Annotated in this window: 20 protein-coding genes and 7 pseudogenes; 17 read left to right on the forward strand and 10 right to left on the reverse strand. The window is 57.3% G+C overall.

Translation table 11 applies throughout. The annotated features are described in order from the left end of the window. Positions 1 to 279: 279 nt before the first annotated feature. Positions 280 to 735, reverse strand: coding sequence for a very short patch repair endonuclease (locus tag R3F00_RS09010; protein ID WP_371281526.1), 456 nt, complete (start codon positions 733 to 735; stop codon positions 280 to 282). 70 nt (positions 736 to 805) lie between these two features. Between R3F00_RS09010 and R3F00_RS09015 the strand changes: the two genes are divergently transcribed. Beyond that, the gene (locus R3F00_RS09015) at positions 806 to 1,270 is read left to right on the forward strand and encodes a hypothetical protein (RefSeq protein ID WP_371281453.1); all 465 of its coding nucleotides are present in this window, start codon (positions 806 to 808) and stop codon (positions 1,268 to 1,270) included. Between the two features lie 475 nt (positions 1,271 to 1,745). Here R3F00_RS09015 and R3F00_RS09020 read toward each other — a convergent pair. From R3F00_RS09020 to istA, 4 genes and pseudogenes are all read right to left on the reverse strand, one after another. Next, a pseudogene (locus R3F00_RS09020) lies at positions 1,746 to 2,525 on the reverse strand (ATP-binding protein). Between the two features lie 20 nt (positions 2,526 to 2,545). Beyond that, positions 2,546 to 2,620 (reverse strand): annotated as a pseudogene (locus tag R3F00_RS09025) (hypothetical protein); the annotation flags it as partial. After that, complete coding sequence (locus R3F00_RS09030) at positions 2,620 to 2,799, reverse strand: hypothetical protein (protein WP_371281454.1); 180 nt, start codon at positions 2,797 to 2,799, stop codon at positions 2,620 to 2,622. The pseudogene R3F00_RS09025 and the gene R3F00_RS09030, both read right to left, overlap by 1 nt. Beyond that, positions 2,784 to 4,301 (reverse strand): annotated as a pseudogene (gene istA / locus R3F00_RS09035) (IS21 family transposase). The gene R3F00_RS09030 and the pseudogene istA overlap by 16 nt, the downstream one beginning before the upstream one ends. A 640-nt stretch (positions 4,302 to 4,941) precedes the next feature. Between istA and R3F00_RS09040 the strand changes: the two are divergent. The 14 genes and pseudogenes from R3F00_RS09040 (at position 4,942) to ylqF (ending at position 16,851) form a co-directional block, all read left to right on the forward strand. Next, a complete protein-coding gene (locus R3F00_RS09040) occupies positions 4,942 to 5,310 on the forward strand; it encodes a Z1 domain-containing protein (protein ID WP_371281455.1) in 369 nt (122 codons plus the stop codon). Positions 5,311 to 5,375: 65 nt separating this feature from the next. Then, positions 5,376 to 5,720: pseudogene (locus tag R3F00_RS09045) on the forward strand (Z1 domain-containing protein); the annotation flags it as partial. 602 nt (positions 5,721 to 6,322) lie between these two features. Continuing rightward, the gene (locus tag R3F00_RS09050) at positions 6,323 to 6,487 is read left to right on the forward strand and encodes a hypothetical protein (protein WP_371281456.1); all 165 of its coding nucleotides are present in this window, start codon (positions 6,323 to 6,325) and stop codon (positions 6,485 to 6,487) included. Then, complete coding sequence (locus tag R3F00_RS09055; RefSeq protein ID WP_371281457.1) at positions 6,484 to 7,509, forward strand: PD-(D/E)XK motif protein; 1,026 nt, start codon at positions 6,484 to 6,486, stop codon at positions 7,507 to 7,509. The genes R3F00_RS09050 and R3F00_RS09055 overlap by 4 nt, the downstream gene beginning before the upstream one ends. A 158-nt stretch (positions 7,510 to 7,667) precedes the next feature. Continuing rightward, positions 7,668 to 9,305 carry a hypothetical protein gene (locus R3F00_RS09060; RefSeq protein WP_371281458.1) on the forward strand — a complete coding sequence of 546 codons (1,638 nt, stop codon included), beginning with the start codon at positions 7,668 to 7,670 and terminating at the stop codon, positions 9,303 to 9,305. A gap of 1 nt (position 9,306) precedes the next feature. After that, the gene (locus R3F00_RS09065; RefSeq protein ID WP_371281459.1) at positions 9,307 to 10,236 is read left to right on the forward strand and encodes a hypothetical protein; all 930 of its coding nucleotides are present in this window, start codon (positions 9,307 to 9,309) and stop codon (positions 10,234 to 10,236) included. Beyond that, on the forward strand, positions 10,233 to 11,006 hold the full coding sequence (locus tag R3F00_RS09070; RefSeq protein WP_371281460.1) for a hypothetical protein: 774 nt from the start codon (positions 10,233 to 10,235) through the stop codon (positions 11,004 to 11,006). Before R3F00_RS09065 ends, R3F00_RS09070 begins: the two co-directional genes overlap by 4 nt. A gap of 21 nt (positions 11,007 to 11,027) precedes the next feature. Beyond that, positions 11,028 to 11,774: a hypothetical protein gene (locus R3F00_RS09075; RefSeq protein WP_371281461.1), complete on the forward strand. Its 747-nt coding sequence runs from the start codon at positions 11,028 to 11,030 to the stop codon at positions 11,772 to 11,774. Continuing rightward, a complete protein-coding gene (locus R3F00_RS09080; RefSeq protein ID WP_371281462.1) occupies positions 11,689 to 12,216 on the forward strand; it encodes an AIPR family protein in 528 nt (175 codons plus the stop codon). Before R3F00_RS09075 ends, R3F00_RS09080 begins: the two co-directional genes overlap by 86 nt. Further along, positions 12,137 to 12,324, forward strand: a pseudogene (locus R3F00_RS09085) (AIPR family protein); the annotation flags it as partial. The gene R3F00_RS09080 and the pseudogene R3F00_RS09085, both read left to right, overlap by 80 nt. 14 nt (positions 12,325 to 12,338) lie before the next feature. Further along, the gene (locus R3F00_RS09090; RefSeq protein WP_371281463.1) at positions 12,339 to 13,103 is read left to right on the forward strand and encodes an AIPR family protein; all 765 of its coding nucleotides are present in this window, start codon (positions 12,339 to 12,341) and stop codon (positions 13,101 to 13,103) included. A 419-nt stretch (positions 13,104 to 13,522) separates the two neighbouring features. Continuing rightward, positions 13,523 to 15,394, forward strand: a complete 1,872-nt coding sequence (locus R3F00_RS09095) for a hypothetical protein (RefSeq protein ID WP_371281464.1) — start codon at positions 13,523 to 13,525, stop codon at positions 15,392 to 15,394. A 133-nt stretch (positions 15,395 to 15,527) separates the two neighbouring features. Continuing rightward, a pseudogene (locus tag R3F00_RS09100) lies at positions 15,528 to 15,653 on the forward strand (hypothetical protein); the annotation flags it as partial. 196 nt (positions 15,654 to 15,849) lie between these two features. Further along, positions 15,850 to 16,851 carry a ribosome biogenesis GTPase YlqF gene (ylqF, locus tag R3F00_RS09105; protein ID WP_371281465.1) on the forward strand — a complete coding sequence of 334 codons (1,002 nt, stop codon included), beginning with the start codon at positions 15,850 to 15,852 and terminating at the stop codon, positions 16,849 to 16,851. A 214-nt stretch (positions 16,852 to 17,065) separates the two neighbouring features. On the opposite strand, the gene R3F00_RS09110 is transcribed toward ylqF, so the two are convergent. The 4 genes from R3F00_RS09110 to R3F00_RS09125 form a co-directional block, all read right to left on the reverse strand. After that, entirely contained in the window at positions 17,066 to 18,565 is a 1,500-nt protein-coding gene (locus R3F00_RS09110) for a tetratricopeptide repeat protein (RefSeq protein ID WP_371281466.1), read from the reverse strand. Between the two features lie 184 nt (positions 18,566 to 18,749). Continuing rightward, the gene (locus tag R3F00_RS09115) at positions 18,750 to 19,274 is read right to left on the reverse strand and encodes a GNAT family N-acetyltransferase (protein WP_371281467.1); all 525 of its coding nucleotides are present in this window, start codon (positions 19,272 to 19,274) and stop codon (positions 18,750 to 18,752) included. Positions 19,275 to 19,343: 69 nt separating this feature from the next. Then, positions 19,344 to 19,760 (reverse strand): hypothetical protein, encoded by a 417-nt coding sequence (locus tag R3F00_RS09120; RefSeq protein ID WP_371281468.1) that lies wholly within the window; start codon positions 19,758 to 19,760, stop codon positions 19,344 to 19,346. Between the two features lie 47 nt (positions 19,761 to 19,807). Further along, complete coding sequence (locus R3F00_RS09125; protein WP_371281469.1) at positions 19,808 to 20,620, reverse strand: helix-turn-helix domain-containing protein; 813 nt, start codon at positions 20,618 to 20,620, stop codon at positions 19,808 to 19,810. 348 nt (positions 20,621 to 20,968) lie between these two features. Between R3F00_RS09125 and R3F00_RS09130 the strand changes: the two are divergent. Beyond that, positions 20,969 to 23,305: pseudogene (locus tag R3F00_RS09130) on the forward strand (DEAD/DEAH box helicase); the annotation flags it as partial. Positions 23,306 to 23,667: 362 nt separating this feature from the next. Then, a complete protein-coding gene (locus R3F00_RS09135) occupies positions 23,668 to 24,378 on the forward strand; it encodes a ribonuclease H-like domain-containing protein (RefSeq protein ID WP_371281470.1) in 711 nt (236 codons plus the stop codon). 210 nt (positions 24,379 to 24,588) lie between these two features. Here the strand turns inward: R3F00_RS09135 and R3F00_RS09140 are convergent, their stop codons facing one another. Next, positions 24,589 to 25,692, reverse strand: coding sequence for a ComEC/Rec2 family competence protein (locus R3F00_RS09140; protein ID WP_371281471.1), 1,104 nt, complete (start codon positions 25,690 to 25,692; stop codon positions 24,589 to 24,591). Between the last annotated feature and the right edge of the window lie 257 nt (positions 25,693 to 25,949).

The following is a 25,949-nucleotide window of genomic DNA, read 5'->3' on the forward strand; positions in this document are numbered from 1 at the left end:
CGCGAATGTAAGGTCAATGGGGTATCCGTTCTTTGAAGACCGCCAAGTCCGTTCTTGTGCTTGGTTGCCGTGCTGCGAGCGCCACAGATCATTTAGACCCTGCATCGAGGTCAGCTCCATGAAATCTCGCTTACAGTGGAATCGGGCACCTTCCGGTTCAATCCTTCGAACGAGTCAGCGTGCCGTCGCAGCCATGAGGCGCTCAATGGCGATATCGAAATGGGTTTTCAGGAATGGCTGAGTCCGGGCGAGAAAGGCCCTGCCCTGACCTCCCGAGAATCAATTTCGAACCACTTCGATTCGATCCGCTGCAGGAGCATTGACTTGACGGGACAGTACTTCGGCAACCCTCCAGTTGTCCTGATTCCTGATGAGGGTGGCCGTTTCCGCTATCGCCAATTCCCGGTTGGCACGAAAGGCGCATTCCCAGGCAACAATAACCTTGAAGCCTTCATCGACCAGTTTACGAGCAGCCTCGGTATCGCGGCGCCTGTTTCCTACCAGTTTGTCCCGCCAGAATTCGATTCGCGTAGATGGGAGGCGAAAATAGCGGCACCCAACATGGGCATGCCAGAAGCAACCGTTTACAAAGACAACCACATTCCAGCGGGGAAGCAAAATATCCGGTTTGCCGGGTAGTTGAGCATGTAGCCGAAACCTGAAACCCTGGCGCCAGAGTCCTGAGCGAAGCAGAGTCTCCGGCTTGGTATTCTTGCTCCGAATCCTGGACATCATCCTGGAGCGGACTTTTGAACTCACAATGTCGGCCACAGCAGTAAATCACTCCTAGCAGACAAGGAAGAATATGCCAGCAAGCAAGACAATCAAAGTCGTAGACATCTTCGCGGGGCCGGGAGGACTCGGTGAGGGTTTTTCGAGCTTTGAAGTTGAGCGCGGGAAAGCGCGCCACCGCCCATTCCAGATCGCTGTCTCCGCAGAGATGAATCCCAAGGCTCATGAGACTTTGCTACTCAGGGCATTTTTTCGCCGTTTTGGAAGCGCTTCGGATGTGCCAGAGGAGTACTACGAAATCGTTCGCGGGCAGCGGAACCGCGAAGACCTTTCATCCGAACTGAAGAAGGAGTGGAAGGAGGCGGGTAAAGAAGCGTTGCTTCTCGAGCTTGGACCCGAGACTGACCGGCTGCACAAGGAAATACGGACACGCGTCAGCCTCGACGAACCCTGGATTTTGATTGGTGGCCCACCTTGCCAGGCATATTCATTGGCAGGACGCTCTCAGGAACAAGGGCAAGAAGGACTATGTGCCTGAAAATGACCACAGGCACTTCCTGTATCGGGAGTACTTGAAGATTCTGTCGACTTTTCGCCCCAGAATCTTTGTGATGGAAGAACGTGTCCAGGAATTCTCTCCGCGAACATTTCAGGCCAGAACTGTTCCCGACCATTCTTGGAGATCTTCATGATCCAAATCGGGTCATGGGCGGAAAAGGAGGACCGCTGTATGACATCTACCCCCTTTCTGCCGATGCGTCGGCGGAGCTTTCCCCTATGACCAAGAAAGCGATAACAGCAGATTTCTCGTTAGAGCCGAGAGTTGGGAGTACCTCAGGCAAGGCACAGAGTCATTCTGCTGGGTGTGGCCCGAGGGAGAGGGCAAGTTGCCCCGTCTCCTTTCAAGCTCAGATCAAATACCAATAGAAACCGTAATCGGTGACCTGCCCTGTAACCGCGGCGGCCTTTCCAAGTCCCCGGATTCGCGAAAGTTCTGGCTGGATGCGATGGAACTACAACGCAGAAGCGTACTTCGGGCTACCAGGTCGCCAAGGCACTTTGCAGACGTTGCGGAGGCCGTACGAAATGTTCAATTCATTCAAGAGGGAGAACAGGTCTCGACAATCAAGCCCAATGGCCGAAAGCAGATTGCCCACAAAGACTGGTACATAGATCCACGGCTGTTGATTTCCACGCAAAACTGACCCGGGGTTTTCATCGAAAACTGACCCACCCTCGGTTTGCGTAGTGTAGCTACTCGGTTGTGGATAAGTCGTTCTGGTTTGTCTTTCTTCTCCTGTTTTGGATGGACTGCTTCGCTTCGCGGTGTGGTAGCTGCGGAACTGTTCTTGAATCAGCAGGATTCGTTTTTCAGTCTCCACGATATGGCGGTGATGGGTCAGTCGGTCGAGCAAGGCAGTGGTCATCTTGGCATCGCCGAACACGCTGGCCCATTCGGTGAAGCTCAGGTTGGTGGTGATGATCGCTGTGCGTTCGTACAGGGTTGAGAGCAAGTGGAATAGCAAGGCACCGCCTGCCTGACTAAATGGTGGTGGCGAGTTCATCGAGGATGACCAGATCGGCATAGCTCAATCGCTGGGCGATCTTGCCTGGCGACCCGCGGCCTTCTCTTGTTCCAGTGTGTTGACCAGCTCAACGGTCGACAGGAAGCGCACGCGACGATGATGGTGCTGGATGAAGCTGATACCGATAGCGGTGGCCAGATGAGTCTTCTTGCCTGATCCCGGGCCACGATCAGCACCACGTTCTGCGCGCTGTCCAGGAACGCACATTCATGCAGGCGACGCACCAGCGCTTCGTCGACGTGGGCCTCAGTGAAGTCGAAGCCGACCAGATCCCGGTGTGCCGGGAAGCGCGCTGCCTTCATCACAGTTGACGGCTCTTCACTTCCCGTTCGGCACCCTCGGCGGCAAGCAACTCCGCGAGCCAGTGCTCCGGATCCAGTTCCTTTGCCCCCTGGCAGGCTTTGGCCACCAGTTCCGGCCAGGCCGAGGCCATGCCGTGCAACTTCATCTGACGCAGGCGCGCGATCAGTTCAATGGCCATGGCCGCACCTCGCGGGCTTGCGCAGATCGCAGGGCGTCGTAGCGATTCACGTTGGCCTGAGGCTCTTGGGCCAAGGTGAGTGTTGTAGCGATACTTTCCCGCCGGACCGGTTCGCTCAGTCGTGCCAGCACGTTGAGGACGTGTTCGCCATTCGGTGCGCCAGATCCAGCACCAGTTCCACCGCCACCAACACGGCCTCCAGTCCGTGTACCGGCACGGCGGCAAGCACTTGGGCCATGACTCGGTCACCGTCATCAGGTCAGCGCAACAGATGATGTTGCAGGGAGCGTAATGGTGCCGGCATCTCGGCAAACGGTGCGCCATCGCGCAGTGCGCCCGGCTTGCGCTGCACGGCGGAATGTAGTGTTGCCAGTCGTAGTGAGTCTGATAGCGCTCGAAGCAGCGGGCATCGCGCCAGCACCTTGCCCTCGGCCAGCGCAGTTCGGTGGGATAGACATGCAGGCTGATGACCCGGTGGACCGCTTCGGTGGGCACGCTGTAGCGATTGCGCTGGAAGTGGATCAGCGCCGTGGCCGAGACCCGGACCGGCTGCTCGATGTAGCCATCAAATGGCGCCGGGTTGGGCATGAACTGGGGTTGCTCGTTCTGCCAGACCTCGGCGATCGTGAGGTCCGGGCAGTCCGGATGGGTCATGACATCCCAGGCGGCACGGCACTCGCTCGTCAGCCAGGCGTTCAGATCGGCCAACGTCGGCCAGTGCCGCTGGCCGGCTTCTGTCCATAACTGACGGCGGCGATCCTGCACGTTCTTCTCGACGACACCCTTCTCTCCCAACCCGCGGCACGATTGCAGAACTCCGGTTCGAAGAGGTAGTGCCCGCACATGAAGATACAGGAAGCGCGCATTGACCGTGCGTTCCTTGCCGCGGCCGACCCGATCAACCGCCGTCTTCATGTTGTCGTAGATGCCACGACGCGGCACGCCACCAAACGCAGCAAAGGCGCGCCTATGCGCATCGAACAGCATCTCGTGGCTTTGCATCGGATAGGCGACCAGCAGGAAGGCCCGGCTCGCGGCCAACTTCGCGTGAGCGACCTCAGAGCGCCTGCGCACGCCGATGACGGCGTACTCGCAACTCAGTCGAACTGGAATGCATCGCCCGGCTCAAAGCGCAACAGCACAAACGCCGAACGATGCCGCGTGGCGCCGCCCTCGGCGTGCCAACGGCGGACCGCGGTCGCGACCCGGCCATACCCACCCGGATAGCCCCTTGTGCCTGCAAGTGTTGAAACATCACCCGTGCGGTGCGTCGATCCCGCTTGGGCCGGTGCCGGTCGGCGCTCAGCCACGCCTCAAGCTGCTCGCGGTAAGGATCAAGGATGCTCGGTGTCACCCGCGCCGGATACACCGGTTGGTCACGTCGCCCATGGCGCAACCAGCGCCTCAGAATTATTGCGAGAGATACCGTTGCGCTTGGCAATCTCGCGCAACGACAGCTTGTCGCGGAAGTACATCCGCCGAATCTTGGCCAACATGCCCACTGTGATCACTCCTGTGAGTCCCTGAGCACAAAATGATCAGGGTAGTGAAATCAGGTGGGTCAATTTTGGATGAAGTACGCCAAGTGGGTCAGTTCTGGATGGACATCGACACACTGGCACAACTGGACGAAGAATAGACAAGGTTGAAGACGGCATAGTTGTGGAGAAGAGATTGAGTTCAATCACCCCAATGTCGGCGGATTTCCGTTTGGTGGGCACAAAAAGCATATTGCGGTAGTAAAGAAGAATGCGCTATACTTCGACGGTTTCTGGCAAAACTGAAGAGCACGCCAGAGAAAGTGTTGCAGGAAACGCCCGTTCTTATAATTGACGACGAGTGTGATCAGGCCAGCGTCAATGCTGCAGCAGCTCTAAACAGGGCCGTTACGACCATCCAATCGGCTGATACAGGAAATACTTCAGGTGCTTCCACGGGTTACTTATATCGGGATATACCGCCTTTCGCCAACGTCCTGATTGATCCTTCAAGCGCGGAAGATCTGTACCCGCGACACTTCATCCATCCCCTAAGCCGTCCAAACGCATATTTCGGCGCGGTCGAGCTTTTTGGCCGGGAGAGCGATCGAGGGCGAGAATGCGGATGTCGAATCCGGATACGACATGATCAGGCTCGTTCCGGATGACGAACTGCGAAACCTCAGGCCACCTCAGAAAGCGCGATGAATTTGTTTTCGATGTGACCGAATCGCTTGGCGCTTCCATCCGGTATTTCATCCTTGCAGTTGCTGCAAGGGAAGTGCGCGGGCAAGGCGACGATCACTGTTCCACGATGCTGGTCCACACATCCATGCTGAACTCTGTTCACAGGTCAGCCAAACGTGCCATTCGCCCGCATATTGAGCGCCTGGCATATGGATTGAGGAAGAATGACCCTGCCCTGATACGTGAACTGCGTGAACAATGGGAACTGGAATGCGAACGTGTTGAAGCATCGGAGTTTGAGCTCTCCGTAGCTTCGACGATATTCGAAGCCATTTGGTTTCTGTAGCCGGATTCGATTGAGGTCATGATTGAAAACTGGAGCAGAGCTGACCACGTGACGACTATTCGCAGAGCGCAAGACGCTATCTGATAATTGGTGGAAATGTGCTCGCCAGGGGATTGACGCTGCATGGCCTGATTGTCAGCTTCTTCGTCAGGTCGACCAGCCAGTACGACACCCTCATGCAGATGGGAAGGTGGTTTGGCTACAGGAAAGGGTTTGAAGACTTGCCCAGAATCTGGATGGAAGTGGCGGTCAGGGATGCATTCTTCGACCTGGCAACTGTTGAAAGAGGAAATAAGGCAGGATGCCTCAAGATACGCGGCGGAAGATTTTACTCCCGAGCAATTTGCAGTCCGAATCAGGAAGATTCCGGGACTTGCCGTAACTGCAAGATCAGATGCGAAATGCTGTAATTGCAAAAATTGGCTATCAAGGTGTTCATCTACAGACGATCAAGTTTTTGAGGAAGGACAAGGATTGGCTTGAGGTCAACTGGAAGGCAGCGTCACGAACTGCTCGAGTCCACAGATCAACACGAACTGATCCGGGGGAAATCACATCTTCCGCGGCGTTGATGTAGGAGGCTATCAAGAAGTTTCTTTTGACCTACAACGTAGAAGAGAGCAACAGAACAATGATTGCGTCATTATTTGATTAAGTATATCTGCGAGGTTGAGGAGCACGACTCGTCATTGGCAGTCTGGAACGTCGTTGTCGTTTCGAAGTCCGATGGTCGAGCAGCCTGTTGCCGCTGGGGCCCTCTTAAGTCCGTGCGTTGCGTACGACGAAGCCCTCTCAGTCATTCAGGAGATGTCGCGTCGATAAAGGCCCTGATGTCGAGAGCCGATCTGCTGGCTGACTTGGATACATTTCCTGCCGAATTGAAATCAATGAAGTGGGATGCCATCAAAAGGAAAGACGGGACCATCGACAACCTCCACTACTCCTCCTGTATCAAAGATCCTGATCAAAACTCTGACCAGAAGACGTCAAAAGTAAGAGAACGCGCGAGCCAATGGACGCGAAGGCAGATGTCATGGGACTCGGGATTCTGTTTCCAGGTGACCCCGACACATCAAGCGAGTACATTCAGGCCGACCTGCAACCAGAAGATGTATTGGAGAATTTTGAAGGTGAAGATGCCCTTCCGCTTGAAGTGGTGGATGGGGCGTCGGATTGACTGAACCGGTTGACTCGCGCGTCGCTGAAGACCCGTCGGTAAGGGCGGCATGGTTGCTGGCAGAGACGCGCCCCATGATTCAGGATCGAATACGGGCATTTGAGTTCCTGAGCGATCCTCGAAAGGTCAGCGCCACCATTACCTCGAATGGGATGCGCGGAATCATGCTGGATCTTGGGCAATCCGAACAAGTGCGTATCAGCAAATTCTTGACAGAGTCGGCTGGCGGCGTGATTGCAGCCGAGGTCGCTACCTTCCGGGGGAATACTGGCGGAAGCCGTGCGCTTCACGTCTGGTGCAGGGACTCGCGCTGCAACGATGCGTTCGCCATGTTTTGCGAACTTCTGATTGAGCGTATCAAGAGCACTGAAGTTGGGAAATCCTTGTCAGAGTGCCATGAGGAGTTCAAACGCCTTCTCAGGGCGAACGATGATGTAGATCAAGTTGTGCTGACAGGACTGATCGGCGAACTGATCCTCTTGAGGGATGCTATCGGCAAGGACACTGGGTCCGTCAGCTATTGGGCGGGCTCCCGTGGCGAGCGCCATGACTTTCGCAACGGTGCTATTGCTATTGAGGTAAAGGCGACGCTGCGATCTGAACTGAAGGCAGCAAAGGTCCGGATATCAGACATCGATCAACTGGAGCCGCCTGAAGGCGGGAAGCTATTCCTTCACATGATCAAACTGGAGAGGGTGTCTGGAGCCGAGCTGTCAGTAGCCAGCCTTCTGGATGAGCTGGCCGGAAAGCTGGACGAAACTAACACTGACCTGCTGCACAGGAACGTTGAAGCATTGGGTTTCTCATCACCATTTGACGATACCCGCTTCTCGATTCTTTCCCGGGCAACTTTTGAAGTGCGCGAGGACTTCCCGAAGCTGACGAACTCGAGATTTGTTCGTGGTCATGTCGACTCAGGAGTTTCCGGAATCAGCTACGAGGTAAATCTGGATGCAGCGAAGGATTTCGTTGTTGCAGATAATGTGGCTATTTCTCACCTTGTCGCAGGGCAGCCAGCGTGATTGAAAGACTCTCGGAGAGGGTTGGGCCAACAGGCAGCCTGGAAGGCGAAGGTCTTGCAAACATTCTGGGCCGACCGCCATTTGACCCCCTGACTCTTGTCCTTCGGGAGGCGGGACAGAACATTTGGGATGCGAGGCTCCGTACTGAAGTGCCTCGAATGCAGGTCCGTATCCGTGAACTCTCGGACAAGCAGGCTGCAGCCTTGCGAATGGCCCTCCGGTCCGGAGACGCGAGGGAGGAAGAGCCTGCAAATTCTGACGCCCTTCAGCGCTGCCTCGCGGATCAACGCCCGATTCGTGTTCTGGAAATCTGCGACTACGGAACAAGCGGACTGGTTGGTTCTATTGATCCCCAGTCCTCAGTTAGCAACTTTGTACGCTTCTTCTTTACGATTGGATCAGCTCATTTCAAGGATGGTGACGGCGGAACCTATGGCTATGGCCGATCTTCGCTCTATCTTGCGGGGGCAGCCAGAACAATACTTGTTCATTCCCGGCTGAGTACAGAGTCCAGCGTAGAGCGTTTCATGGCTAGCCGCATCGGAAACTCCTATGATCGGCGCTCCGTGCGTGGCGACATTGCCAGGTTCACGGGACGCCACTTCTGGGGAGTGAGAAATGAGGGCGACAGGATTGCGCCACTTGAGGGCGATCAGGCGGCAGTGCTTGCGCAACAACTTGGCATGCCGCACAGGGAGTCGACGCAATCAGGCACAACGATTCTCATTCCCTGGCCAGATATTCCTGATAACCGACCAGGCGAGCGCATTGCTCAGATTCTCTTGCACAACCTCTGGCCAAAACTGGTATCCACGTCCGGCAAGAACGCAATGAGAATTGAGGTTGAGCAAGATGGTCAGCCCGTCCCGGTGCCAGACCCCAAGAATCATCCTCACTATTCGTTGTTTGCCCGTTCACTCCTAGCAGTAAGAACCAGGCTTGAATCGTCAGGCGCCACTCCAATCCACGTTCACCGTCCCAACTACACGACCGGACACATAGCTTTCGAGTCTTCCCAACGGCTTCATGGCGAGATGGCTGAGAGTGAACTGGATGACACCCCTGAGCGCACGTTCGAGTCCGGGGTGCATCATGTTGCCCTGATGCGCCCAAGTGAGCTGGTTGTTCGCTACCTGAATTTTCCGGATGTTGCTGACGGAAACGATTGGGCAGGAGTCTTCATGTGTTCGGATGATTCCGAGATCAGGAATGCTTTCGCCGCCTCCGAACCTCCAGCACACGACGATTGGGTGCCTGATCGACTTACAGGAAGTGAGGCAACCATTGTACGAGTCACCAAGAAGACCCGGATCCCTGAAGCAGTCAACCGTCGATTCGGTATCCAGTCGGGATTGACATCCTCATCAGCAGGAAATGAGCGCTCTCTCGCCAGTGCGGCAGACAAGTTTGCGAAAGGCTTTCTAAGTGGTAGCGGCACAGCGCCGGATGTCCAGTCGTCAGGTTCCGGGGGAGCCAGTAGCGGTGGCGCAAGGCTCCGACGCGCCGCAGTTCACGCTCTACGTGTAGAGGGAGAATCGACAGTAGCCACATTCAAAACAGGCCTGATAGGCGAAGGGCCCGTGAGAGTCAGGGCCACAGCAACCATCGATGGCTTGGGACGCAGTGAACTTCCTCCTGAAGTGATGCTGCCGCATGTCCTCAGATGGGTAACCCCGGAAGGCGCTGTCATAGACGGCGACGAATGCACTATCAATAGCAAGAATGATTTCTACTTCGACGTTGTGTTCATGGGTGAGTATGCGGTGGTGCCCAAGTGCGAACTGATGGACTCCTGACATGACGGCTGCAGCTGCGTTCCCACCGTATTTGACGCTTCCAGACTCGGCGATCGCTCTCGATCCCATCGATGGATGGGAGTTGATTCGCGAGGATCAAGAACCGGAAGTAATTCCGGATCGTAGTGCTCTCCCCTCCTGGGACTCCAGTTTGCGGTTTGGACTTCGACGACGATTCCAGCTGAAGGTTTCGCCGGATGAAGCACTGGGACTGGAAGGGCGGGAAGCAAAATTCAAGTTGGTAACGAGACTAAATACGGCAAGAGGTCTTGGATCCCGAATAGTGGATGAACGATCAGCCATCTTTGGCGACGAAGGTTTCATTGAAATTCTGGTTCATCCTGATAGCCGAACGCTCGCCTACGACATCAGGCTCACCACGTGGCTGGTCCTGGAGTCAGTATCAGGTCAGGCCCGGGTCGACGTCGCGCCGAAAGTTTCCGGCTCAAGACTCTGGCACGACAGTTGGCGTGCAAAGATCGAGGGAGGACGCACCAGGCTACCTTTCGAACTAACCTCATTCTCCAAGAGCTTTCCCGGCTGGAGAATGCCAGGTGCCCTCTTCCACGTGGATGTAGCTGACTATCCGGACCTGCAATTTGAGCAGGCTGTTTGTGTCTACTTGAATACAGACTACCCGGAGTTCGTGACTGCAATAGAAAAAAGCAAACCTGCGGAAACCGCCATTCTCTGGGACGGCGTTGTACGGCGGATAGTCTCGGTAGGCTTGGGCGATGAGTTTACCCGGTCATCCGAATGGCAGGACGATTCCCTTGGTGCGCAGGTCAGGACGTGGACCACAGCCATTTTTCCGGGCTACTCCATTAAATCCATTGCAGAACTTCGGCTCGAACATCCGTCGAGATTCGAAGCAATGATTCAGTCCTGGGCAGGAATTGCATCAAAACTTGCTTACGAGTTGCCGAAGTGATTCGGCGCTTCCCAAAACTCCACGCCGGTCGGGCCAAAGCAATCGTTTCCGAATGGAAGGGCCTGGATGCGGACGCACTCAAACAGCAATCGCGCACACTTCCCGAGATTGCCCGTGAGAAGTTTGCTGCTACTGGCATACGGAAAATATCCGCCGACGAGTTGGCGACATTCAGGAACCAAATCGAGGATGCGGCAACATCGGCCGGCTATCCAGCAAAGTCACTTGCTGTCCGTCAACAGGTAGACACAGCGATCGCAGTGCGACTGGCGCAAATGGACCTGCCTGAAGGCGAGATGTTGCGTCCTGAAGTATGGACATGGATCGCCGTCCATCTCATGCCACACATTGTCCATTGGCGCTTCTCCAAAGACACCGGGGAGGTTAAGGAGGAGCGCTACCTGGGTATTCTCCAACGAAATGCGCTAGGTCGACTTTGGTTGAGGGGCAAGGTATTTGACCGCGGTGAAGAGGTCGAAGATCGTTGGGGCCTGGTCGATGGAATTTCGGAGGATGCGACAGTCGCGATACTTGAGCGCACGTCAGTGGCAGGAGACTGGCGCCTTGCAAGAGTCATCGGAGAGGCGTGGCTAGACGCGAAAAGAAACGGAATGGCAGCAGATGACCTTCTAAGGGACGCAGTCATCAGGGCCCGCATCTCCTTTGCCATTACAGAGTTGGGAACCTACAACGATGAAGATCTGAAGACCACGATAGAGGAGTGTATTCACGTGGCATTGGCAAGAAAAGTGCATAGCCTGACGAATTGACCGGATACGAATGGAGGGATGATGTCAGACGTAGTGGCGTTTAGAGACGAGCTGCTTGGATTGAAAGATTCCACAGGAGCGGAAGCGCTGGAGTATCGGGAGCGGGCCTTCTCGGAACGGATTTGCGAGCTACTTGGCAATGCTGACGTAGCTGAGGATTTGGTGACCTGTATGTGGCGCGGAACAGGGACATCGGGTCGCATGCTGGGCGTTGATGCTGTTTCATTGCAGAGCCAGGATGGGTCGGCAACGCTCATGCTGACCATTTTCAGTGGGGAATCCGGTCCTCCAGGAACGCTCTCTCAATCGGATATGGTAAAGCATGCGCAGCGACTCAGGGGCTTTGCCGAGGAAGCACTGGCCGGTGGACTAAAGGGAAAGTTGCGGGACAACTCCCCTGAGGAAGACCTCAGAAATGGGCTCGAAGAGACTCGCGATCAGCTGATAAAACTTCGTCTGTTTCTTGTAACTGACTCGAAGCTTAGCGAAAGGGTCAAAGAGCTGCCTGCGGAGACAGCTGCAGGCGTGCCCTGCGAGTATCACATCTGGGATATTGTTCGGCTCGCAGAATTGTCGGAGTCAGGGCACGAGCCACTGGAAATTGATCTGGAGTCCGACTTCGGGCAATCAGTGGCTTGTCTGCCTGCACATCTGACCGCCGCGGAATACAAATCCTACCTCTGTGTTGTGCCCGCCAGCTTCGGCAGATCTCTACGAGAAATTTGGTGCACGATTGCTCGAAACCAATGTACGTGGGTTCCTTTCTGAGCGCGGGAAAGTCAATCGCGGCATTCGGTCTACCATTCAGAACAGTCCGCAGATGTTCTTCGCTTACAATAACGGATTGACTGCGACAGCTTCAAGTGTGGAACTGGATGAAGACAATTCCAGGATTCTCGATATCAAGGATCTTCAAATCGTCAATGGCGGGCAGACCACGGCTTCGCTTTTCTGGGCGAGAAAGAAGCACAAGGCTGATCTGGGCAGCGTTAGCGTGCAAATGAAGCTGTCTGTTATTCCGGACTCGCTCGGAGATAGCTTCGACGAGATAGTGGGCAAGATTTCCGAGTACGCGAATAGTCAGAACAAGGTCTCGGAAGCTGACTTGTCTGCCAATCGCGGGTTCCATCGTGAAATGGAAAAGATCTCCAGGCGCGCGGGGCGTTTCACCGGTTGGTGGAGGAAGGTTTCAGACCTATTGGTTCTATGAGCGCGCACGGGCGCAGTTCGATAACGAACGAAGGGCGCTGAGCAAAGCCGAGCAGCAGAAATTTGACCTTCGGTACCCAAGAGCCAGCTTACTTCCAAGACCGATCTGGCCAAGTATTGGGCGTGCTGGGAACAACTTCCGCAGTTTGTAAGTCGTGGCGCGCAGAAGAATTTCCAAAATTCGCCAGCACCATCAAAACACGCTGGGACAGAAGTCCGGATCAATTCAATGAAACGTTCTACAAGAGAATTGTTGGGGTGGCCATTCTCTACAAGGCGATGGAGTCAAGGATACAGAAGGAAGAATGGTACGACGGGTATCGGATAAACATCATTGCATATACCCTTGGCCTTCTTTTCCGGGCCATTGAGTCTGACGGAAAGCGACTGAACCTGCTGGGCGTCTGGTCTGAGCAAGCCCTGGAGCCATCCGCCGCTTCTGAACTCGTGGATCTTGCAAAACAGGTCTATGATGAGATTCGCGATTGCCCTGCCCGCCAAACTCGCCCCCAATGGGGCAACCTCGGCCAGTGGTTCAAGGAAGAGAAGTGCTGGGAGTATGCGACGGACTTCAGACTTGAGGTGCCGAAAGGAATCCGGACACTGCTCATTTCTCCATCCCAATATAGCTCCCAAGACGCTGCCGCCAACAAGGCACAGCGGGTCGACGAAACTATTGACGCGCAGATGGAGGTCTCCAGATTGCAACAGGAGGGCTACTGGCAACGGCTACACGAATGGAATCAGCAAGATCCGGTACTGTCTGAACTTGAGCAGGAGGCGGTCATAAAGATCGCCAGGTCGACCTTGACAACGGTACCTCCCGAAAGAATGTGCCTGCTATTGGTGAACGCACGGAAGCATGCAGAGTCGGAAGGGTTTGCTTGAGGATTTGCACCTGGTGAGGCAGGTCACTTCCGGCGATATCGGCCGCTGACGACCTGTTATTGACCTACCTCGGTATTCTCAGGATCTGGGCAACTGGTCACGCTGAGCCGCCCACGCTAGCCAGCTTACCGAGTCTGCCCAACGTGCGGCCTCCAATACGAGCTCGATAGAACATGTTTGAAGTAGCGACCTGTCGGACAGTTGATAGGTGCTGCTCGATGTCATGCCCCCGATCGAGCACGAGCCAGCTCAAAGGCGCCGCAATGCCACATAGGAAGGCCATCAGGCTGAGTGGATTCTGCTTCTGAGGGATGAAACCTTCTAATCTAATCCATGAATTCCGCCTTAGCTTGGGTGGCGGTAACATGGGCTTCATGGGTTCAAACCAGAGCACTGGAGCGCGCGCAGCAGTGAACACAATGGATATCTTGGGCGATGAAGACCTGTTTGAACTCCTGCTTGCGTCTTCCGCATCGGACCTCGGAGAACTCGCTAGCAAGTTGACTGGCGGCGGTCGCGGACGCATGGCAATGCACACTGCAGTCAAGAAGCTGATCTCGGAATCAACGCTGCGCGGAATTTACACGCCGGAAACAATTCGAATCATGATCAACGAATTGCAGCGCTTTGGTGGAAACACCATATTTAACAGTATCCAGGACAAAGGCGTGAGCTACGCCAAAATTGTCAAAGATGTCCTGAAACATTTAGGAGAAGCGGTCGATGAATCTGCGTCAACCCATGCGCTGGAGCTCGCGGTCGTAAACGCTCGTTTGTCTAGGCATTGGCCAAGACTCAGCGATGCAGAGAAGCAGGAGTATTTTTCCGCACTCGACGTTCGTCGAACAATCCCATGCGAGCTCTCTGACCTGCAAGAAGTGGTTTTGCTCGGCGGGCATACGGCTGCGTCGATTGCGCAACGTCTGGCTCGACTTAAATACGCCCCACCCCCGTCATCGGGGATGGCAAGTATTGCAGCAATTAGTGCGACTGTAATTCCAACGTTAGCTATTCTTGTGGCCGCAGGGGCGGCTTTTCGCATAACGATTCCGTGTGTTTTGCAGATAGCCTATATGCGGCAGAAAAAAGCAACTGGCGCACTTTCATTTGGGGGAGAGACTAATCATGAACTCGTCGGTGCGAGTGACGGCGACTCGATTGGCAGCGCAAATGATTCACCCCAAGGCTCCACTCAACCCGATCTAGTTCTTCGGAATGATCTGAAGCCAATTGTCAGCATTCTTGCCTTATCCCACCCTGATTCCATTGAGGCGCAGAAGCTGGTAGCAATAGACGTACCGGGCATCGATCGTTTGGCCCCACTTATTCAAGGTCTCCCGTCTCTTGCCGTTGGTAGCGAGTTGGGGACCAACCGCTATGTAAAAGTCTTGGTGAATGGCCCGCTTGCCTCGGCAGCTGACGGTGATGGCTTGCGTGGTTTCGTGCGAGGGAGCGATGGGCGGTTGGTCGAGCAAGCGCGCTTCTACGAGGACAATCACTTGGCGAATCTCACCAGTGGAGCTTTGCTTTTCCAAATTGCTTCCGTTGCCCTTGCGCAGAAGCACCTAGCCGACATCAATCAAAAGCTTCGTGATATCAAGGAAGGGATTGAGCGCATCCATGATTTCCAAATTAATAAGCGAAAGTCTGCCATTGTCGGAAAATTGGACTACCTGCGACAAGTGGCGCCAGCTATCCTTGACGGCGAGATGTCGCTACACGTTCGACAAGCACTGGAAGACTGCGAGCTAGCTCTTGGCGCGGTACAGGGGCACATACGAGCAGATCTCACTAGCACCGTGGTTGAACTCAGAACGTTTCGAGACCCTGGCAAACTTGGAGGCAATGGCCTTACGGCTGCACTAAAGGAGCGCCAGACTAGATTCGAGGAATTGGCGGAGCAGTGGCTCCTATGCCTAGCTGCACGTGGCATCGCGTGTCGGCTGGTTTGCTGCTACCCGAACGAGCGAAAGCTAGTGCGGCAACGCAGCAACAATCTCAAACAGATCGCTGATGATATGTTGGGTGTGGACGGGCTTGTCAAACAGTTCACAGGCGCTACGGCGAAGCGTGGCAAGGAACTGGATGGCCACTTTTATAGTAGCTCGGTCGAAACGCATGCCAACCACGAACGCTTGCGCCTGTGGGAGATTGACTACTTGAAGAAGTTTGAGCGCAATGCGCACGCGTCCATGGCTCAGCTCGATGGCATGCTTAGGGATAACTTGGAGCCTGTGGCTCTAGTATTGGAAATGCAGCACGACAAGATCGTACGAGTGATGTCCGGCTGAACTTTCGTCCTGACGAATTCTCGACTTCTTGTAGCCGATTTGATTTGGCGCCGGCCGTGCGAAAAGACACAGCGCCAGGCGAAGATGGAGATTTCGACGGTTTTTTGGACGCCCGAAACGCCTTGCCGAACATCCAGAATTGATCAACTTCAAAGCAGAACTTTGGGCAAGGACAAAGGGTGGAGCGAAGAAGCATAATAGCCAGATGGATGTCGTCATCGCGCTATGGGAAGAGGGCCATCTCTCGAATCCTTGCTGATCTTGATCAAAAAAGCGTTCGGGCCATACCGCTCGTCAACTTTCCCGGACTGGCACGTATAGTTGGCGCCCACCCTTTTCTAATTGAAAGGCTACGCACAGAACTTCTTTGTTCGCCAACGCACCGGCCTCGGTGATCCGCATTGCGGATCAAGGGCGCGGCAGCTTCCCAAAGCGCCGCCTCAAGGACTCAAGCAATGTCGATCCACTGGTATCCCGGCCACATGCACAAGGCCCAGAAGGAAATGATCGAGCTGCTGCCGCAGGTCGATCTACTGATCGAGATTCTGGATGCGCGGATTCCGTGGTCCAGCGAAAACCCGGCTATTGCCAAGCTGCGTGGGGACAAACCGTGCATCAAGGTGTTGAGCAAGTCCGATCTGGCCGACCCCTCAGTGACGGCGCTGTGGCAGGCGCGGTTCGAGCAGCAGCGGAACGTGAAGACTTTTCCGACCCGAAGCGATCAGCCGGCGGGGAGCAAGGCCTTGCTTGGGTTGTGTCGGGCGATGTTTCCGCAGCGGGACACGAACAAGGATCCGATTCACGCCATGGTGGTCGGCATTCCGAATGTCGGCAAATCAACGCTGATCAATATTCTGGCTGGCCGTACTATCGCCAGGACAGGTGATGAGCCGGCGATCACCAAGGGCCAGCAGCGCATCAACCTCGACAACAACATCACGCTGTTCGACACGCCGGGCATCCTGTGGCCCAAGGTCGAGAACCCGGCCAGCAGCTATCGGCTGGCTGTTACCGGCGCGATCCGGGATACGGCGATGGAATATGACGATGTGGCGCATTTTGCCGCCGAGTATTTGTTGGAGACTTACCCCGATCTTCTTGTGGAGCGCTTCAAGCTTGATGCCCTTCCCTCTGACGAGGAAGCGTTTCTGCAGGCTGCTGCGCTGAAGCGGGGGGCGGTCGCTGCCGGTGGCAAGTTCAACCGGCACAAGATCAGCGAGTTGCTGATCAAGGAGTTTCGCCAGGGAAAGCTGGGTAGGATCAGCCTGGAGACGCCCGAAATGATTGATGGGGAGCAGGCTGAGCTGGACCGGGTGGCTGCGGAAAAGGCCGCCGGCAAGGCGGAGCGCAAGCAGCGGTTCAAGGAGGGCTCGGGGAGCCTGGACAAGAAGGAACGAAAGGAAGTTCGGGTGGATGAGCGGGCGGCGAAGCGGCGGAAGCCAACAACGAAGCGGTGACGAGGGAAAAGCGATCGAAGCCTGCGCAGTGGATCGAGCGCTATTGGGTGTTAAAGCACCACCCTCGACAGCAGTTCCAGACGCTGTTCTCGGCCGCTGTTCCAGACGCGGCTCTACCTCCCCCATCCCTGGGGTCGTACCTCCTGCATCCATGCAGTCGTCATCCCCCTCTGGGCACCTTCTCCCGCCAGCGGTGGAAGGACTATTGCGCTGGCTATTGCCTCCCTTCAGGGAAAGTCATCGGTTTGCGTGGCAGGTCGGGTACGGGTAGTCGGCCGTCGGCGAGGTGGGTGAGTTGGACGAAAGCTTCCTCGGCGCGGATCGAATCGAATACGGCGTCGACGCGGGCTTCCATCATTTCCTTGGCGCGGACTTCGTTGTAGCGCTCGTATGTATAGAAGTGGCGTTCGAGCATTTCCAGTGCACGTTCCTTGTCGCCGGTCTGGGCGTAGATGGCAGCCAGGTTGTACGAAGCTGACATCAGCCACTCGTTTTCCTGGGCGATTCTCAACGCTTCTTCACGCTGGCCGTTGGCGGCCAGGAAGACTGCGGCGAACACCTGATTGTAGGGGTCCTTTGGCGCGAGCTTGAGAGCCAGCGCGGTGTAGTGGGCGGCTTTCTCGTGCTCGGCTTCGGAGTTCCAGAACACGGCGATATTGCGATAGGCCAGCGGCAGCGGAAATACCGCGACTGACTGCTCCATCAACTCCAGGCCCTTGATGAACTCGCCTTCATGAATGGTCATCTTGCCAAGCCCATGCAGCGCTACAGCGCGCGAGAGAGGATCAACCTGTTCGGTCAACATCTGCTCGAAGACGACGCGCGCCTCATCCCACTCGCCGGTGTGGTGGCGATACAGTTCGCCCAGGTAGCGCGAAGGCGCGGCATCGGCCGGATCGAGTTCGCGAGCCGCACTGTAGTAGCGCCTGGCCAGCTCATAGTCACCGGCGATTTCGGCATCGAGGCCGTGGTTCATCAGGTTGATGACCTGGTCCGCCAGATCTCCTTCGTGGATCGGCGTGCGATCCGGCAGCGCAGCGATCGTGTCGTCGTCAGCAACGTCGACATCCAGCTTCTTCAATTCCCTGGCAGCCTGCTTGGCCTCTTTCGGGAACAGCAGTCGTTCGGCCCAGACCTTTTGATACAGCTCGATGGCAGCCGCCTTGTCACCAGCCTTCGCCATCCCCTTCGCATCTTTCAATTGCTTGTTGACCGAGGCTTCGCGCCTGTCCAGTTCTTCTTTCACCATGTTCCTGACCGGCGCAATCTTCACGCCGGTGTTTCTGCCTTCTGCACGAGCGAGGACCGTGCCGTTGGCATCGGTCAGGATGACCTGGGACACATCCGGCGTCGCCCCCAGCTCCTTTGCAATCGGCTTGGAAAACTGCGCAACGAGCATGGTGATGCCCTGGCCCGACCACAACGAAAGCTCACGCGAGGTACGCAATCGCGACTCGGACATTTCGTTGGTCGACATCGGAAACCAGTAAAGCCGCAATCCCCCTGCCGGAATGGCCGGATTGTTGGACATCAACTGCCATGGCACCTCGTACGCTTTTTCCTTGTCGTTCGAGGTGCGAAATTCACTCATCGTGAAGCCACCGCTGCCACCGCCACCGCCGCCACCACAGGTAGCCCCTGCGACCGATGTCAGCAGCGATACAAACAATGCGACGGCAATGCGTTGCATGCGGAGGCTGGGAATTGGATTCATGGAGTGGCTCTCCTCGCGGAATCGATGACGTACGAGAGCTAGTGTAGTTGCTGCGATTGATCTGCGCGACCCATTTTTGCGAGCAGGACGTGATTTTCTTCGCCCATTCCACGCTGACAGTGGAAATTCGCTGTGGTTCGCATGCATCGTCGTCAGTCGGCGGCACCGCGAGAATGAGCCGGGTTTACATCAACGGCAGTCTGAAACCATAAACGGGCAATCCTTCCTGGTTGAAATCGAGATCCCTTGAACGAGCGAAACCCAGTCCCTCGTAGAGTGTCCAGGCAGTTTTCATGGCGTCCGTTGTGTGCAGGATGACCTGGGACATCCCTGCACCTGTCGCACGCTCGATGCAGGCGAGGGTCAACGCCTTGCCGACGCCTTGGCCGCGGAAGCGCGGACTTACCGCCAGCAGGCGAATGCCCGCAGCATTTCGTTCGGCAGTCGCGGTACCGCCTGATCCGTATTGCGCCATGTCCGAGAAATACACGACGCCGCCCTGCAGCTCGGATTTCTGCGAATGCGCAACCAGCACCTGCACGCCGGCTTTCTCGTTGAAGCTGCCAATGTTGGCCAGCATTTCGTAATAGCGCGGTTGTTCTGCCTTGCCTGGAAATCCGGGCAGCCCGGCATAGACTTCGACCATCAAGGCGCCGAGCGCGTCGAACTCATCTTCCCTGAGTTCATTGACCAAGATTCTGGAATTCATTCGCCTGACTACCCTTGATTTGGCGAAGCACTGCTGGACTCACGTCTCGGGAGGCAATGAATCGCGTACTCAACTGGCGTGTTCGAAAACGATGCGCATGCGTCCCTGACATGCCGACCACAGCTGTGTCGAAACGCCGCCCATCAGCTTCTCGCCATCGCGCATGATCGACCAGTCCAATACGACCAGGCTTGAATCCTCGCCGATGGCGCGGATGTCGATGACCTCATTGCTGAGCACGCCCATCATTGCGGGTTCGGCACCAAACTCGGCCTGCATGGATTCCGCGAAATCCTTGTAGCCGCGCGTTACACCCTTGGCATTGACCCAGGTGATATCGGTGCTTGGGCAATAGGATTCCATCGCGCCATCAAGATCACCGCTGTTCCAGGCACGGGTCTGTGCTTCGATACCAGCACGAGCGATGGTAGCCGGATCGCTCGGGCCGGAACATGCGGCTGATCCAGACAAGGCCATTGAGATCATCAGCAGGACAGCTCGAACGGTTGGGACTGAACGTGGGCACTTCATGTTCATGCCTGCTTGTTGAGATGGGCGACAAGGCCTTCACCAAGAATTGCCTGCCAGCCGCCGCTGACCGAGTTGCGCATGTCGGCACCGATGCGGCCGACGATGGCGTCGGTCAGCTTGAGGATGCTGGTTCCTTCCGTTTCGCCGGGCAGCACTTCAAGCCGCAGGGTTGATCGGGCGGGACCGCCATAGCGCACGGCGAGGTCGCCGACCAGATCGACCGAACGCCGCGGGTTGATCGCAAAGATGCTGTACCAGAGCACGCCCCCGCCGTTGGCCGATTCCTCGCGCAGGCAACCTCCGATTTTCTGGTCGAAGGTCATCACGGCATCTTCGCTGCCGGCGCGATAGGCGCGTGGCCACCAGATTTCCGGTTGCTCGAACAAGGTTGCCCAGAGCTTCTGGACGGAAACCGCGACCGGCCAGTCCAGGGCCAGATCGATGACGCTTGCGGATGTGGGGGAGTCGGATTGCGACATGTCGTTTCCTCCAGTGATGTCTGTCAGGCCATCCAGGGCGCCGGCGAACGCTGCGCCGCGCGGAGACAGCCAGCGTGATTGTAGTGAATGGATTTTCGCCACATTGAGATGATTTACACGGAATCGCCCCTGCTTGCGCGAAATGATCACGCCGGCCCGTTCGAGTACGCCGATGTGCTTCATGACGCCGAAGCGCGACATCGGCATGCCCTCGCAAAGCTGCGAGGTGGTCTTGCTGCCCGTGGCAAGGCGATCGACCAGGCTTCGCCGGGTCGGATCGGCCAGCGCCTGCCAGATGTCTGGCGCGGGTTCATTGGCTTGGCGAATCGAGTACATGTGACCATTTGGTCACATGTTGGGCCTGAGGTCAAGTTTGAAGCCCGATTCTCGCGGATCGTGCGGCCGCGATGCTCCAGGAGCTCTTCGCAGGAGGCGCGGCAGCGGCGATGCTCTTGTTTTTCGCCCGTTGAGACCCGTACGAACCAGAAGCCCAGCACGGCTGAAGCCGTTTCCTACGAAGAGCTGCCGCGCACCATCCGTATCTGGATCAACTCCCGGGCTCGAAGTCTCGTCGCACTCCCTGAGATCGCATCTGCCTATATCGGTGTGCTTCCCATGGAGGCCACGATGACGATCGCGAACGAACCTGCCCTGCTCGATTCCCCGCCACGCTCGATCGAACGCCTTGTCGAACGCTGGGCGCGCAAATACGGGGATCGCATCACCGGCTATTTCCGGCGACCGGCGCAAGCTGCCCGCTACGCCGAGTTTCCGAAGGGTTTGTCGCCTGACCTGCGCGATGCGCTGGAGCGGCGTGGCATCACCGAGCTCTACAGTCACCAGCGCGAGGCCTGGGATCATGTGCAGCGCGGCGAACACGTGGTGGTGGTGACACCGACCGCATCCGGCAAGACGCTCTGTTACAACCTGCCGGTTATCGAGGCGGTGCGCGAGGCAAGGGCCAAGGCGCTGTACCTGTTTCCGACCAAGGCGCTGGCCCAGGACCAGGTCGCCGAACTGCTGGAGCTCAACAAGGCCGGCACGCTGGGGCTTCGCGCCTTCACCTTCGATGGCGATACGCCCAGCGACGCGCGCCAGGCGATTCGCATCAAGGGCGACATCGTCGTCAGCAATCCGGACATGCTGCACCAGGCGATCCTGCCGCATCACACCAAGTGGGCGCAGTTCTTCGAATCGCTGCGCTATGTGGTGATCGATGAAGTGCATACCTATCGCGGCGTGTTCGGTTCGCACGTGGCCAATGTGATTCGTCGCCTGCGCCGGGTGTGCGCGTTTTACGGCGTGACGCCGACCTTCATCCTCTGTTCGGCGACGATCGGCAATCCGAAGGAACACGCCGAAGCCCTGCTCGGCGCACCGGTGCACGCGATCACGCAGAGTGGCGCACCGTGTGGCGAGCGCCACGTGCTGCTGTGGAACCCGCCCGTGATCAATCCCGATCTCGGCATCCGGGCCTCGGCGCGCTCGCAGTCGATGCGACTGGCCCGCCACGCGATCCGGGCGAAGATGAAAACCATCGTGTTCGCGCAGTCTCGCCTGATGGTCGAAGTGCTGACCAAGTACCTCAAGGACGTGTTCGATCACGACCCGCGCAAGCCGGCACGCATCCGTGCCTATCGGGGCGGCTATCTGCCGACCGAGCGCCGCGAAACCGAGCGCGCCCTGCGCAGTGGCAACATCGATGGCGTGGTCAGCACCTCGGCACTCGAACTCGGCGTCGATATCGGCGCGCTGGATGTGGCCATCCTCAACGGCTTCCCGGGCTCGATCGCGGCCACCTGGCAGCGTCTCGGTCGCGCGGGTCGACGCATGAAGCCTTCGCTGGGCATCATGATCGCATCGAGCCAGGCGCTCGATCAGTATGTCGTTCGGCATCCGGAATTCTTTGATTCCGCGCCACCCGAACATGCACGCATCGCCCCGGACCAGTTGCTGATCCTGCTCGATCATATCCGCTGCGCGGCATTCGAACTGCCGTTCGTGTCGGGCGACACGTTTGGCGAATCGCGTGCCGATGACTTCCTCGAAGTGCTGGCCGAATCGGGCGTGCTGCATCACGAAGGCGAACGCTGGGACTGGATCGCCGACAGCTATCCGGCCGGCGCGGTCAGCCTGCGCTCGGTGGCCGATGGCAATTTCGTCGTCATCGATCGCACCGATGGCCGCCAGACCGTGATTGCCGAGGTCGACTACTCCAGTGCCGCACTGACCTTGTACGAGGGCGCGATCTACATGATCCAGTCCAGTCCGTACCAGGTCGAGCGGCTCGACTGGGAGGGTCGCAAGGCTTTCGTCACGCGCACGAATGCGGACTACTACACCGACGCCATCGACTACACGAAACTCAAGGTGCTCGAGCGCTTCGACGGCGCCAGGGCCGGCAGTGGCACCTGCCACCATGGCGAAGTGCACGTGGTGCGGCATGTCTCGGGCTACAAGAAGATCCGCTTCTACAGCCACGAAAACATCGGCTACGGACCGGTCACCCTGCCCGACCAGGAATTGCACACCAGCGCGTTGTGGTGGCAATTGACCCAGGCCACCCTCGAGGCGGCGTTCGGCAGCCGTCAGGAAGCGCTCGATGGATTTCTCGGTGCTGCCTACGCGCTGCATACGGTGGCCTCGGTGCGCGCCATGGCCGACGGGCGCGACCTGCAGAAGGCCGTCGGTTCCGGCGATGCCGCCTGGTTCGCCACGCGCGATGGGCAAGGTCGCGGCCAATGGCGCGATGCCGGCGGCCAGCCGAGCGATCCCGAGCAGGCCGATACCTTCAATCCGACCCTGTATCTCTATGACAACTTCCCGGGCGGCATGGGTCTTTCCGAACCCTTGTTCAACAGCGCCGCCGTGCTCGTACGCGAAGCCATCATGTTGGTGGAAGGCTGCGACTGCAGCGGCGGCTGCCCGGCCTGCATCGGCCCGGTGACGGAAGCCGATGAACAGACCGGCGCAACCCAGCGTGAATGTGCGGCGACCGTACTGGCACTGCTCGACGCATGAGCGCGATTGCTGAAAAACTGAGGCAGTTGCGCAGGGATGCTGGATATTCGCAGCAAGGCTCAGCACCCCTCCCAGTCATTTCTCCGGAAACAGGACTGCGCAGGAATAACGAGCAAGAGCAAAAAGACACACCTCCACTCAGCGTCATCCCAGCGCAGGCTGGGATCCAGTTCTATCTTGAGCAAGACCCTAAGACCTCCAATCTGCGAAGGAATGACGAGAAGGAGCAAGAAGGAACACCTCCCCTCACCATCATCCCAGCGCAGGCCCTCAAAGGTTTTGGTCGCATACACAAAAAGCTGGATCCCAGCCTGCGCTGGGATGACGAGCAAGAGCAGAGTGGATCAAGCAAGCTTCGAACCTTGCGGAAGTTGATTCGGGCGCGCGAACAGCACACGAAGTTGCCAGGGCCATGTCGTGCGCTCAAGCCCCCGGCGGGCGACGAAATCGCCCCCGGCTTGCACTACGTCGAAACCGTGCTGAAGTACGAGGCTGCAGAAACCCTCAACGTGCCGGCGATCGACGAACAGCCCATCGATCGCCGGCGTCTGCTCTGCTTCGATACCGAGACAACAGGGCTTGCCGGCGGGGTCGGTACGCGTGCCTTCATGATTGGTGTCGCCGCCTGGGCTGGCAATGCCCTGACCGTGCGGCAGCTCTATCTGACGGCCATCGCGGGCGAGCGTGCGATGCTGCAAACCTTCGCTGGATGGCTCAAGCCCGACACCGTCCTCGTCAGCTACAACGGCAAGAGCTACGACGCGCCGCTGCTCAAGGGACGCCTGCGTCTCAATCGGGTCGATCACCGACTCGGCGAGCTGCCTCATATCGACTGGCTGCATCCGACCCGGCGCGTTTACAAGGGCAGCCTGTCCAACTGCAAGCTCGCCACCATCGAACGCGAGGTGCTACGCATCATTCGCGAAGACGACCTGCCCGGCTCCGAAGCACCTGCTGCGTGGCTTGCCTGGCTGCGAGGGCAATCGAGCAGGAATCTCGCCCGCGTGCTCGACCACAATCGTCAGGACGTGATCACGCTGATGCGACTCGGCGATCATCTGACATCGCGTTGAATCGCCATTCGCAGGAACAGCCTTCAGGCGTGATTTCGTGCACATCTCGCGAAGAAGCATCGCGACTGAAGTCTGCTCCTACGGCGAGCGGAGGGGGCGGACCGGTTCGTGCCCCTGGTCGCCGTTGCAGGCGCGACTGTACATTCTCGACAACCCGAGAGCCGTCTCCCCTGGCTTATTCCGTGGACGGTGGGAACGAGGCGAAGTGAGCTATAGCTTGACCACGATTCCGCTCTTTCCCTTTGCCGGATATTTCGTTCTGAACCGGGCATCCGGTTTCAGCGACTCGGCTTTCCACGCGATATTGTGGTCGGATCGGTAGTTGAACCACAGGGTAGGTTTCCTGCGCGAACCCTGGATGACGGCTTCGATGGCCTCGCTGTCAGGATGCCCGAATTTGTCGCCGTTGCTGCTGACCAGGTAGTGCCTGGCATCGATCAGTTCGAACATTTCCCGAGTGATGTTGTTCTTGCTGCCGTGGTGGGCCATCTTCAGGGCATCGACCTTGAGTGGGTTGTCCTCGGTGTAGCCAAGATTGCGCAGGGACTCGCAGACAACCCTGGCATGCGCGTCGGCTAGTAGCAGGCAGGATTTGCCCTCGTATTCGGCCAGGAAACCGATGCTGCTGCCGTTGGCAGTGGACGAGTCCCTGCCCTTGAGCAGGTCCTGCAACTCGTCGGTGATATCGGCCGGACCGAGGGTCAGATCCTCGCCGGGATGGAACTTGTTTTCCTCGACGAGCTGGTCCCAGGCGGCATCGAGGTCACCCGGGTCGATCTCCCACTTGTCGACGCTTTTTTCCCAATCCTTCTTGAGCTTGGCCAGGGCTGCCGCATTCGGCGAAACCAGGGTCAGCTTCATTCCATCGGCAAGCACGACGACATCGCCGGGCAATTTGCCGGTACAGACGGCCTTGTTGTCGAAACTGGTATTCCAGAGATCGAAAGCGCGGCGATGGATCAGGGCGCTGAGGAACTCGCCCTCGCGCCCGCCCAGGGTGTTGGCTTCCTCGATATGTCGCCAGCCGTTGAACCAGATTTCCTCCGGTGCGATCGGCCAGCGATTCTGCGGCTCGGCCATCAGCCGAATCAGCCCCTCGATGTGATCGGTATCGACATGGCTGATAACCAGCAACTCGACGCCCTGGTCGCCCGGAGGCAACTGCCTCAGGCGTGACGACACCTCCGGCCAGGCATTGATCGGGCCGCCATCGATCAGGATTCTTCGCGTTCGATCCGGTGTTCCGTACTCGATCCAGAGCGCGTCGCCGTGCTTGGCCGGGAGCATTTCGATGTTGAAAAAGTGGGAAGTCATGCTGTCTCCATTGACTTTGGTTCGCTTGGCGGGACTGGTGAAAAGCATCGCCCCTGTAGGGCCTCCTACACTACAGGCGCAAGTGACAATGCGACCCGACGCGAGGCTTGATCGGCCACGCAAGAACGCCTGTCAAATCCCGCATCACTATTCGGAAGATTTGCAGGAGGGGCGCAAGCCGCGATGCTCTTCGGCACGCTTCGAAAAAAGCATCGCCACTGAAGGTCCTCCAACGAGAGCACAAAGCATGAAGAGTC

The organism is Dokdonella sp. (assembly GCF_041395345.1).
In the GTDB taxonomy this organism is placed as follows: Bacteria; Pseudomonadota; Gammaproteobacteria; order Xanthomonadales; family Rhodanobacteraceae; genus Dokdonella.

What these genes read in the sequence shown, in the direction of transcription:
- R3F00_RS09010 (WP_371281526.1), bottom strand. Translation starts at nt 735, where the DNA reads ATGATGTCCAGGATTCGGAGCAAGAATACCAAGCCGGAGACTCTGCTT.
- R3F00_RS09015 (WP_371281453.1), top strand. Translation starts at nt 806, where the DNA reads ATGCCAGCAAGCAAGACAATCAAAGTCGTAGACATCTTCGCGGGGCCG.
- R3F00_RS09030 (WP_371281454.1), bottom strand. Translation starts at nt 2,799, where the DNA reads ATGGCCATTGAACTGATCGCGCGCCTGCGTCAGATGAAGTTGCACGGC.
- R3F00_RS09040 (WP_371281455.1), top strand. Translation starts at nt 4,942, where the DNA reads ATGACGAACTGCGAAACCTCAGGCCACCTCAGAAAGCGCGATGAATTT.
- R3F00_RS09050 (WP_371281456.1), top strand. Translation starts at nt 6,323, where the DNA reads ATGGACGCGAAGGCAGATGTCATGGGACTCGGGATTCTGTTTCCAGGT.
- R3F00_RS09060 (WP_371281458.1), top strand. Translation starts at nt 7,668, where the DNA reads ATGCAGGTCCGTATCCGTGAACTCTCGGACAAGCAGGCTGCAGCCTTG.
- R3F00_RS09065 (WP_371281459.1), top strand. Translation starts at nt 9,307, where the DNA reads ATGACGGCTGCAGCTGCGTTCCCACCGTATTTGACGCTTCCAGACTCG.
- R3F00_RS09075 (WP_371281461.1), top strand. Translation starts at nt 11,028, where the DNA reads ATGTCAGACGTAGTGGCGTTTAGAGACGAGCTGCTTGGATTGAAAGAT.
- R3F00_RS09095 (WP_371281464.1), top strand. Translation starts at nt 13,523, where the DNA reads ATGGATATCTTGGGCGATGAAGACCTGTTTGAACTCCTGCTTGCGTCT.
- ylqF (WP_371281465.1), top strand. Translation starts at nt 15,850, where the DNA reads ATGTCGATCCACTGGTATCCCGGCCACATGCACAAGGCCCAGAAGGAA.
- R3F00_RS09110 (WP_371281466.1), bottom strand. Translation starts at nt 18,565, where the DNA reads ATGAATCCAATTCCCAGCCTCCGCATGCAACGCATTGCCGTCGCATTG.
- R3F00_RS09115 (WP_371281467.1), bottom strand. Translation starts at nt 19,274, where the DNA reads ATGAATTCCAGAATCTTGGTCAATGAACTCAGGGAAGATGAGTTCGAC.
- R3F00_RS09120 (WP_371281468.1), bottom strand. Translation starts at nt 19,760, where the DNA reads ATGATCTCAATGGCCTTGTCTGGATCAGCCGCATGTTCCGGCCCGAGC.
- R3F00_RS09125 (WP_371281469.1), bottom strand. Translation starts at nt 20,620, where the DNA reads ATGTACTCGATTCGCCAAGCCAATGAACCCGCGCCAGACATCTGGCAG.
- R3F00_RS09140 (WP_371281471.1), bottom strand. Translation starts at nt 25,692, where the DNA reads ATGACTTCCCACTTTTTCAACATCGAAATGCTCCCGGCCAAGCACGGC.